The sequence below is a fragment of the Paenibacillus sp. GXUN7292 genome, from assembly GCF_050864975.1.
In the GTDB taxonomy this organism is placed as follows: Bacteria; Bacillota; Bacilli; order Paenibacillales; family Paenibacillaceae; genus Pristimantibacillus.
Genome location: NZ_JBOZWO010000078.1, coordinates 1 through 10,356 on the forward strand (window position 1 = coordinate 1; position 10,356 = coordinate 10,356).

11 protein-coding genes are annotated in these 10,356 nt (G+C 42.1%); 3 read left to right on the top strand and 8 right to left on the bottom strand.

Annotation, left to right across the window (positions count from 1 at the left end):
- Positions 1 to 281: 281 nt before the first annotated feature.
- On the bottom strand, positions 282 to 1,202 hold the full coding sequence (locus tag ACRRU2_RS28090) for an NAD(P)/FAD-dependent oxidoreductase (protein ID WP_432506732.1): 921 nt from the start codon (positions 1,200 to 1,202) through the stop codon (positions 282 to 284).
- 214 nt (positions 1,203 to 1,416) lie between these two features.
- On the opposite strand from ACRRU2_RS28090, the gene ACRRU2_RS28095 reads away from it, so the two are divergent.
- On the top strand, positions 1,417 to 3,306 hold the full coding sequence (locus ACRRU2_RS28095; protein ID WP_432506734.1) for an S-layer homology domain-containing protein: 1,890 nt from the start codon (positions 1,417 to 1,419) through the stop codon (positions 3,304 to 3,306).
- A 240-nt stretch (positions 3,307 to 3,546) separates the two neighbouring features.
- Here ACRRU2_RS28095 and ACRRU2_RS28100 read toward each other — a convergent pair whose 3' ends face one another.
- Positions 3,547 to 3,834: an AraC family ligand binding domain-containing protein gene (locus ACRRU2_RS28100; protein ID WP_432506736.1), complete on the bottom strand. Its 288-nt coding sequence runs from the start codon at positions 3,832 to 3,834 to the stop codon at positions 3,547 to 3,549.
- Between the two features lie 123 nt (positions 3,835 to 3,957).
- A complete protein-coding gene (locus ACRRU2_RS28105; protein ID WP_432506738.1) occupies positions 3,958 to 4,722 on the bottom strand; it encodes an alpha/beta hydrolase in 765 nt (254 codons plus the stop codon).
- Between the two features lie 135 nt (positions 4,723 to 4,857).
- Between ACRRU2_RS28105 and ACRRU2_RS28110 the strand changes: the two genes are divergently transcribed.
- Complete coding sequence (locus tag ACRRU2_RS28110) at positions 4,858 to 5,463, top strand: class I SAM-dependent methyltransferase (RefSeq protein WP_432506740.1); 606 nt, start codon at positions 4,858 to 4,860, stop codon at positions 5,461 to 5,463.
- Between the two features lie 94 nt (positions 5,464 to 5,557).
- On the opposite strand, the gene ACRRU2_RS28115 is transcribed toward ACRRU2_RS28110, so the two are convergent.
- From ACRRU2_RS28115 to ACRRU2_RS28135, 5 genes are all read right to left on the bottom strand, one after another.
- Complete coding sequence (locus tag ACRRU2_RS28115; protein WP_331699000.1) at positions 5,558 to 5,860, bottom strand: MTH1187 family thiamine-binding protein; 303 nt, start codon at positions 5,858 to 5,860, stop codon at positions 5,558 to 5,560.
- Positions 5,861 to 5,958: 98 nt separating this feature from the next.
- Entirely contained in the window at positions 5,959 to 6,474 is a 516-nt protein-coding gene (locus tag ACRRU2_RS28120) for an SRPBCC family protein (RefSeq protein ID WP_331698942.1), read from the bottom strand.
- 157 nt (positions 6,475 to 6,631) lie between these two features.
- Positions 6,632 to 7,324 (bottom strand): aspartate/glutamate racemase family protein, encoded by a 693-nt coding sequence (locus tag ACRRU2_RS28125; protein ID WP_432506742.1) that lies wholly within the window; start codon positions 7,322 to 7,324, stop codon positions 6,632 to 6,634.
- 38 nt (positions 7,325 to 7,362) lie between these two features.
- On the bottom strand, positions 7,363 to 8,778 hold the full coding sequence (locus ACRRU2_RS28130) for a DHA2 family efflux MFS transporter permease subunit (protein WP_432506744.1): 1,416 nt from the start codon (positions 8,776 to 8,778) through the stop codon (positions 7,363 to 7,365).
- A 114-nt stretch (positions 8,779 to 8,892) separates the two neighbouring features.
- Positions 8,893 to 9,324, bottom strand: a complete 432-nt coding sequence (locus tag ACRRU2_RS28135) for a MarR family winged helix-turn-helix transcriptional regulator (protein WP_331698938.1) — start codon at positions 9,322 to 9,324, stop codon at positions 8,893 to 8,895.
- 148 nt (positions 9,325 to 9,472) lie between these two features.
- Here ACRRU2_RS28135 and ACRRU2_RS28140 point away from each other — a divergent pair, with 148 nt between their 5' ends.
- Positions 9,473 to 9,988 carry a MepB family protein gene (locus ACRRU2_RS28140; RefSeq protein ID WP_432506746.1) on the top strand — a complete coding sequence of 172 codons (516 nt, stop codon included), beginning with the start codon at positions 9,473 to 9,475 and terminating at the stop codon, positions 9,986 to 9,988.
- Positions 9,989 to 10,356: the final 368 nt, after the last annotated feature.

Below are 10,356 nucleotides of genomic sequence, written 5' to 3' on the forward strand. Positions count from 1 at the left end.
GTTTTTTGGGGCATTTCAGCGTATTGTATATGAAATTTCATATACATTGAGACGTTTTGAGGTGGCACCGACGAATTCTGTATGAAATTTCATATACAATTGTGTTTTTTGGGGCATATCGGTGTATTGTATATGAAATTTCATATACATGGAGACGTTTTGAGGTGGTGCAGACACGCATAGGGTTGTTGAGTTTCGTTATAAGAGAAAATTAGCTGTTTTCATTGAAATAACGCTCGGCTTCGTCAGAAAAGTTACTTTTTCAACAGCCTGAATATTACCTATTTATGTCTAGGAACCGCTATGCCTAACAAGCTTTTATGTATCCAGATTGCCGCCTGCACCCCATCCCCCATCGCAATAGCAACCTGCTCTGAGTGGGCAACTACATCTCCAGCGCTCCATACAAACTCGACGTTTGTCATTTTTGTTCTAGGATCTACTAAGACATGCTTGTTCTCATGCAGCTTAACGCCCAGTTTCGCAGCAAGCTCCGACCTTACTTCATTGCCGCCAAATGCGACAAAGCCTTTGCGGACGTGAATGCTTTCTCCGCTCTTCAATGTAACCTCACTTAGATGACCGTCACTTTCCACCAGTCTTGCAATTGGCTCGCTTCGATGCTCAATTCCCATAGCCTGCAATTGACCACTGAGCTTCTCATCAATGGGCGTACTCTCGTGGTTAATGAATACAATGTCTTTCGTCCAGTAAGACAGCGTCAGCGCCATCTGCGCACCCACTTTTCCCGCTCCCAGTACTACTGCTTTTTGATCCATAAGCTCATAGCCGTCGCAATCTGGACAAACATATATGCTTCGTCCAAGGCAGGGCAATAGACCAGGCAAATCAGGCATCCGATCTACGATGCCCGTAGCTAACAGAAGCCGTTTGGCATAAACTGTCTGCCCATCCTCCAGCCCAACCCGAAACCGTCCTTCCGCAAGAACGGCATCTTCAACCTTTCCTTGCCTAAACTGAACGCCCGTTTTCTCCGCCTGCTGGCGTCCCCGCTGGCGCAGCTCCGCACCACTCACCCCTTCCGGCCAGCCGAGCAAATTGTTGTAGCCCCTGCATTGCACGGAGCGACCATCCCCAGCATCAATAACGAGTACACGGCGATTGTATCTTCCCAGCTGAATCGCTGCTTGCAGACCGGCTATTCCGCCGCCAATGATGGCACAATCATAAACAATTCCCATATCTTTTGACCTACCTGTCATACAGATTTATTTAGAACCTATATAACCATTATGTCGAACGATAGCAGAGCCTAAACCTTATTGCTTTCGGTATTTGAAATAATTTTTGATCAAGTTCGACAGAAATCTGCATAGGTCGAAGGAATTAAGCATCCAATTGTAGAATATTTCCTCTCGAACACTAATCATATTTCACCCAGAGAGGATGTTTTTGTTGCACACTTCACCTTTGCAGCGCACTTGGAAAAAGCTGCTGCTGCTCGTCATTAGCCTAATGATTGTCCTACCTGTATTTGAACAGCCTGCTGTTAAAGCTGCATCAACAGATGTGCAAAGCACACTGGAATCACGCACAAAGTCACAGATCGTAGAAAAGTGGCTAAAGTATAAGCCAATGGAGCTCGGCCGAGATTATATGAACGGTACGCATATTTTCACAGTAGAGCCAAAGCTGACTGCTCCATATGCAGCAGGCAAGCTTAAGGATTCCTATATCAAGGACGGCATCAATGCCGTCAATTTCATACGTTATCTGGCGGGCTTGCCGGATGACGTGGAAGCAGATTGGTCGATTGAACAGCAGCAGCAGACTGGCGCGCTCGTCAACGCGGTCAATCAAGTCATGAGTCATTATCCTCAAAAGCCCGCAGGCATGAATGATGTGATGCATCAGTTGGGCTATGATGCCAATAGGTCAAGCAATTTATATTACGGCAGCCCAACCTTTTATGACAATGTGCTGGGCTATATGTCCGACAGCGATTCGAATAATATTGACCGGGTCGGGCATCGCCGCTGGATTCTTAATCCGCAAATGAAAAAAACGATGTTTGGCATGGTTTTTTCAAGATCCAGTTCCGATTCATCGAGTCTGGGGGTCCGGCATGCCACAATGTACGCCTTTGATAAGCAGCGTCCTGCCGAAGATGTCTCCTATAATTACATAAGCTGGCCTCCTGCCGGTTATACGCCCATGGAAGTATTCGCCGCGTCAGATGCCTGGTCCGTTTCACTCAACCCTAATCTTTACGACCGTACAAAAACAGAGGATATTACAGTTACCTTGACACGTGATAGCGATCAAAAAAGCTGGAGCTTCAATCATAACGATCGGGATGTGAGGGGAAAATTTTTTAATGTAGAGACTAGTTATTTTGGGATTCCATTTTCGATTATATTCAGACCTGATGCTTTAGAAGCTATGAAAAATGATGAAGCATTTCATGTCAGCATTAATGGACTCTATACGAAAACTGGCCTGCCTGCATCTGTTGCATTTAAAACAACCTTCTTCAAGATGTTAAGCACTTATACAGCCCGCGATTCAATAGTCATGGAGTCAGGGGAGACATTAACGCCGCTTATCGAAAACGCAATAACTGGCTCTACTATGGACTGGAGCAGTTCGGATCCGAAAATTGTAAAGGTAGATAAAAACGGCAAGCTAACAGCAATTGCCAAAGGTGATGCAATCATTTATTTTAACAGTTACTTAAGAGACGGCAGCATGCTAAATGTGTCCGTCGTTGATTCTGATCCATCAGATAAAGTAAGTGCTTGGGCAGCGAAGGAAGTAAAAAAAGCCAAGGAAGCAGGTCTTGTACCTAGATGGTTCTATTATAATTTTCAATCCCCTATGTACCGGGAAGGCTTTGTCGAGTTCACGTCAAGAATGGCAGAAACCGTGCTGGGCATAAGCTTATACGAGCAAAAATATGAATACGGCCGTTCTCCCTTCCAGGATGTTGATTACTGGGCAGTGAGCTGGGCTGCTGACAACGGAATTATTAGCGGTACAGGCAAAAATAAGTTCTCGCCATATGATTCCATCAGCCGAGAGCAAGCAGCTAAGCTATTGCTGAATGTCTATCATTACCTTGCTGAGAAAACAGGGCGAGTGCCAGTTCAGAAATCAAGTCAAACTATTTTCAGCGATGACAGCAAAATATCCGATTGGGCAAAAGCCGATGTGTATGAGGCAGTCAGCTTAAATTTACTGAACGGTGTGGACAACAATCGTTTTAATCCAAAAGGCAGCATTACGACCGAGCAAACGATTATTATTCTGTACCGATTATTTGAGCAGTTTTATGAGCAATCATGAAGCTCGGGGTTTTTCTGACTGTCTAGGGGCAGTTGATTCATTGATGTGTGACTGCAAGGGGAGTTTTGAGAGTTGAGGCGAAGAAAATCCTGCACTTTTGCAGCATAGTTTGGAGATGGCGCAGCAATCATGCGCGAATAGCATGCCGGCTTCAACCAGCTAGTTATCAAAAAAAAAAGGGGGCGCCTAGCCCCCATATCTCTTATCTCTTATCTCTTATCTCTTATCTACATAGCCATATCACTTTATTTTAAGCAAAAGTAATTTACAATCTTCGATCGCCTGCAAACTATGCTGCTCCTTTGGATCCATATGTAATATCGTAGAGGAGACCAGCTCCTGCTCCTTGCCTTCAACCGTAAACAACACTTTTCCTGCTTGAACAATAATCAAAACCGTATGAGGCGCGTCATGTGCTGGAATCCCTTCCCCGGCTGCCAATTGAATCGAAACTAAATCATACTGCTCATGCGAAGCAATTTTGGTCAGCTTTTTTTCAGTGCCAGCAGGTATTGTGTAAAGCTCCATTATGATCACTCCATCCCTTTAGTTTTATATTTCTATTATATCAAATTCTTGCACATGAATTTTTGAACAGAATGTGAAGCTTACTTCTTCTTTCGAACCAGCTCATCTTACTAAAAATTACCCTCAATCCAACGGCAGCCAATCCATTACTTCTTTAATCGCATATTCCCAATACTCCCAGTTATGATCTCCGGGTCCCTCTCTATAGTCCAAATCCGTCTTTAAGCTGAGGGCATAATTTTTAAAATTGACATTGTCTTCATATAAATAGTCCTCGGTTCCGCACATTTGCAGCAGCTTGGGCAAGACTGCCTGCTCGCATTGACGATCCTTTAGCAATTTGTACAGATCATGCTCCGTATCCTTCAAGCTATCTACTTCCCCAAAAATCGGTTTCGCATTAAATCCATTAAATACGCCATCCTGCAAAAAGCGGTTAATATCCATAGCGCCGGACAAGCTTGCAGCAGCAGAAAACAACTCGGGGTTAGTCAAAGCAAGCTTGAATGCGCCATAGCCGCCCATGGAATGACCAGCAACAAAATTGTCTTCCCTTTTATCTGACAGCGGCAAAACATTTAACATAAACGTTCTCAACTCTTTTTGCACAAAGGAAAAATAGTTGTGACCATATTTCATATCCGCATAAAAGCTGTGATCAACAGAAGGCATCACTACAGCCACATTTTTATTGCTTGCATATCTTTCAATATTCGTAAATCTAGTATAAATGCTAGAATCATTCGAAAGCCCATGGAGTAAATATAAAGTCTTAAGCTTCGTGTTAGTCTGACTTGTAAACAATTGTTCACTTTCCGGCAAAACAACGGTTACATTCGTTTGCATGACTAAGGTCGGCGATTTAAAATGCATGTGCAGCAGTGCCATTTTGTTCGTCAGCTCCTTTATTTCATTAGGATTCCTTTACGGGCTTTTTAAATTGGTATAATAGCTTTAACTGGTCTTTTATTCGGAACATTGGAACTTACTATAAAATATTTAACGGCGCAAGGTGGGAATTAGGTGGATAAACAAAAGTTAATACGTATCTTCGATAAGCAAGCAACCCTGTACGAGAATAAAAAAGAAGGCCCTGCACAAAATCGTTGGCGTCAGCAGCTTTTAAGCCATGCAAAGGGCCAGGTGCTTGAGCTTGCCGTTGGGGCAGGCGCGAATTTCCCTTTCTATCCGCCTGAAGTAAAGATTACCGCAACTGACTTCAGCGAGGCGATGCTGGATAAAGCAAAAAAAGCGGCAAGGCTGCACCGCATCGATGGCCATTTTATATGCTCCGATATTGAGAATATGAACTTTCCCGATCATTCCTTCGATACGATAGTTTCTACTCTATCATTCTGCAGTTACGACAATCCTTTATTGGTGCTGAACAAAATCAATCGCTGGTGCAAGCCGGGCGGAACGCTTCTATTTATGGAACATGGGATCAGCTCTAACGTGGCGGTTTCCGCTGTCCAAAAAACACTTAATCCGCTTCTATATCGCTTTTATGGCTGTCACCATACGAGAAACATTATGAAATTAGTACGAGAGTCAGGGATTGCAATCGATAAGACGGAAAGCTACTGGTTTAACATGGTTCATCTTATTTGGGCAAAACCGAAGCTGTAATTCGCACAACTATTATTTATTAACCGGATAATGGCATGCAAGCGGCAGTCAACTCACTGCAATCGAGTCTTAATCTGCCGCTGCGCCGAACAATTTACAACAATTTTTCTTGTACGGAACGAAGCTTCTGCTCTGTGGAGCCTGCTTTGTCGCGCCTGTCGTCAATTTTAATAGATGTTGATACTCTTTGTGCATCGGACTGAAAAGGTGCCTCATGTATGGCGCGAATAGCTGCAAATACAGCATCAAGCGGTCCCTCGATAATCGTGCTCATGGACGTTAAAGTATACTCAATCCCTTGCTGCTCCTTCAGCACCCGCTGCAGATCAGCTACATACCCGCTCAAGCTGGTGCTCCCTGTTCCTATTGGAATTACAGTTACTTCAGCAATGGCCATCATACTTCCTCCTCAATTTATGATTTTTTTGCAAGCTTGCTTATATATGAGACTGTCGATTAATTGTAGGCGGATGCTGCCGCTTCTCCATTTCATACTCACTTCGCTAATAGCTTGCTCAGCTTATCCCAGCCTTCATTCAAGCTTATGACAAGCCCCATATTCAATACTTTCTGCAAAGAGGCTTTGTCCGGAAAATCAATTTCATTAATCAGCCTCGTTCGATCCTTATCCTCAACAAATCGAACTGTAACTAATGTTGTGGACATTTTGGAAACAAGCTCTCCCGCTTCATCCGAGAAATACTCCTCATATTGAATGGAGGATGGTGCCTCAATCGTTTTATACACCGCTTTTGCCCATGATATCGTTCCGAAGTAGTCCTTCGACTCATCCATACATTTCAAGCAGTAGTGCCAGGTGCCATCCTGCTCCGGATTAAGCTCGCAATAATCAAGCGCCCAACCATGAGGCCCCCACCATTGCTTAAGCAGCTCAGCATCCGTATAAGCCTTGAACAAAGCTGCGCGCGAAGCTTTAAACGTCCGTTCGAGCAGCAACGTTCTGCCGCGATTTTTAGTTGTTGCTTTATTTAGTGTTTGTTTTTTTAACATATGCTCATTCCCTTAAATTATCATTAATCTCCCCTATTTTACCTGTTTTGCTGCACAAATACGAGTACCGGGGCTGCATTAGCGTATCCTTCTGTTAAAAAAAGAACCCTCATTAAACCTGCTCAAAGCAGTGTTCAAAAGGATTCCGTATTATCGTTTAAAGCAAAGCCATTTCAGCCGCTTTCTTGGCATGTACAATCGTGGTATCAAAAACCGGAAAGTCAAATTCCTCGGGCTTAATTAACAATCCTATTTCCGTGCAGCCAAAAATAATGCCTTGTGCCCCAGCCTCAATCAGCTGAGCAATGAGCTCCTTATAATATTGCTTGGAGCTTGCCTGAAAATCTCCCAAGCATAATTCCTCAAAAATAATTCGATTCACTTCGATTAGCTGCTCTTCCTTAGCCGGTATAATAACCTCAATGCCTTGATCAATCAGCCTATTTTTGTAAAAATCTTGTTCCATCGTATATTTAGTGCCTAGTAAAGCAACCTTTTGAATATGTTTCTTTTTAATTTCAGCAGCAGTTGCATCCGCTATATGAAGAATCGGAATTGTGATGGACTGTTCAATAATAGGAACAACCTTATGCATCGTATTTGTGCAAATCATAATAAAGTGAGCGCCCGCTTTTTCTAAGCCTAAAGCTGCTTCTGCCAGTATTTGTCCTGCCTTCTCCCAATTTCCCGAGGCTTGACATTGTACGATTTCCTCAAAATCGACACTGGACAAAATGCATTTGGCAGAATGCAAGCCGCCTAAAGCGGTCTTGATCTCTTCATTAATAATGCGATAGTATTCCGCAGAGGATTCCCAGCTCATGCCGCCAATTAAGCCGATTGTTTTCATTCCATTTCCGCCTCCTTATCTGCTCCTCATTACATATATTATACACGCACACGCCTAACAAACAATGAAGAAACAAATCCGATTACAGCAATAACCGCTATAAAAATAAAAGCATACTTAGTTCCGGCAGCCAGCAGCTCTGGCGATGTAAAGTCAGCGTTCTGGTTCATAAATCGATTTTGTCCGCTAACCATTAACGTAATTGCAAAGGCTGTTCCCGTTGCACCGGCGATTTGCTGAAGTGTATTCATTACAGCGGCGCCGTCCGCGTACAGGCTGCGAGGCAATTGATTAAGGCCATTCGTTTGTGCAGGCATAATAATCATTGGTATTCCCATAAATAAAATAACGCAGGCAGCGATAATTTTCCACACGGGTGCTGTATCTGAGATTGACAGGAGGAAGAAAATACACGAAATAACCGTTAGCATAAATCCGATCGGAACAAATCTCCGCGCTCCAAATTGATCAAATAACCGTCCTACAATAGGGGAAAGCATAGCATTGACGGCACTTCCCGGCACAAGGATAATGCCGGCCATCGCTGCGCTGAATAATAAAGAGCCTTTTATATAGAGCGGCAAAAGAATAGCAGTCGATAAAATAAGAATCATGCCTATAAATACCAGCAGCGTTCCTAACGCAAACATCCGATATTGAAATACGCGCAAATTAATCATCGGTACGTCCATTTTAATTTGACGATAGATAAACATTACGATCGCAAGCGCGCCTATTACAAATGGAATCCATACCTCTGCGGATAAAAATGATTTTTCAGAAATTTTGCTTAAGCTATAAATTAATCCGCCAAAACCAATCGTCGAGCATGCAATGGAAGTCACATCAATAGCAGGCTTTGTAATGCGTGAAACATTATCAATCGGTTTTAGGCCAAAGATGACAAGCGCTGCGTAGAAGATCAGACTAATCCAAAAAATATAAGGCCAGCTCCATGTATCGACAATGAAGCCAGCTGCTGCCGGTCCAACTGCTGGCGCTGTTGTAATAACGAGCCCCATAATGCCCATTACAGCGCCACGCTTTTGAATAGGAAAAATGAGTAAAATAACATTCATCATGAGCGGCAATAAAATGCCAGTTCCAACGGCTTGAATAATACGGCCAGATAATAACAGGCTAAAACTTGGCGCCAACGCAGCCAATATTGTGCCCGCAATCGAAAAAGCTAATGAAGTGATCACAAGCTGCTTGGTTGTAAACCATTGAATAAGCAAGGTTGATATAGGTACCAGAATGCCCAATGTTAATAAATAGCCTGTCGTCAGCCATTGTACTGTAGCTTCGGAAACAGAAAATTCACTCATAATGTTGGTTAACGCCATATTGAGCGCCGTTTCACTATATAAGCCTATAAATGCCGCAAACATAAATACAAATGCCATCATTTTTGGTTTTCTTACTTGAACAATTTGTGCTGCTGAAGTTGTCAAAATAAACGTCCTCTCTATCCATAAATATTGCTCTATCTTTCTAATGTAACTCTATGAAATGAACCTGCCAATCATATAGTTGATATATCAACTATATGATTCACAAAAAACGGCTTAACTTTTCCTTACACTAGACTGTACCTTCATTAATAGAGCTGTTAAAGTTTGCTGCTCCTCCATTGAAAGACCTTTCTCGATCGCATCATTAATTTTAACGCCTACTTCATTAATAATGGGAGCAAGCTTTCTCCCCTCTGGGGTGACATATACTTTAACAAAACGCCGATCGAAATCACTGACTGCTTTAGTGATATACCCTTTGGACTCCAAGCTTGCCAGCATGCGTGCAACGCTGGCTTTATCCTTTCTTAACTGCAGGGCAATATCATTTTGAGACAGACCTTCCTGCTCCAGCAGCAGTGACATCAGCAAATGCTGCTCAGGCGCAAGCCGATATGGAGAGAGCAAGCCAGTAATATATTGGGCAATCTCCAGGTGCAGATCACGAATGATTAGGCCAATATGACTATTTTTCGCATCGTCCATACAGCTTCTCCTTCTATTAGATGATCTATCAACTATAAATCTACTTTATTTTTGAGTCAACCTTTTATTTGGTTCATCTATCCTCTTTTTTAATGAAGAGATATAATAAAACTAACTATTGCCCCTGCATGAAATAAGGAGAATAATAATGAAAAATTTTTCTAAGGCGTTAACCTATGTAAAAGAAATTTTTTATGAACCTAACCACTTAATTATAAAATCTGTTCAAGAAGAAGCTCAAAATTCTGATTATGGTGCCGGAGTATTTCAGCTTAATTCTAAATCGGTTAGATTTAGAGTGGCAAAAGTAACACCTAACAAATTAGGGCAGTTTGTTGCGTTTTGGGAAAAAGATTTAAATAATAAAAACCAAGCATTTTCATATGACAATGCTACTGATATATTAGTTATTAATACCTTTTCTAACGATAATCAGACTTTTGGGCAATTTGTTTTTCCAAAAGAGGTGCTTGTGAAACAAAATATACTTAAAACTGCTACTGCAAAGGGGAAAATGGCACTTAGAGTTTACCCTAGTTGGGATACTCCGACTAGCAAACAAGCCATAGAAACACAAAAATGGCAGTTGCCGTATTTTGTTGTTTTAAACAAAAATAATAGCATACATGCCCAAGAACTATTAAGACTATATTCAGACTGTTGAAAAGTTCATATCTGACGAAGCTAACAAAGTACTTTTATAATGAAGCTAATGAGACTGTCGATTCATTGTGGATAGTTGCAACAAGCAATAGAAAGGGGGGCACTGCGATCAAGATTGGGATACCGACAGCTGTTGTAATCTCATTTTTACGAATAAATAACCCCGGTAAAGGAAAAAATCAGCCTGCAAAAGCGGACGCTGCCGCTTCTCCATTCCCATTCTTGCTCTCCGTTACCCTTTCTCATTGCTATCAATCATTGTCCACAATGAATCGACAGCCTTCTAACAATTGTTATTTCAACGACAATAGCCAATTTTATAATGTATATGAAATTTCATACACATTACCCCGAAATGCTCCAAAAATC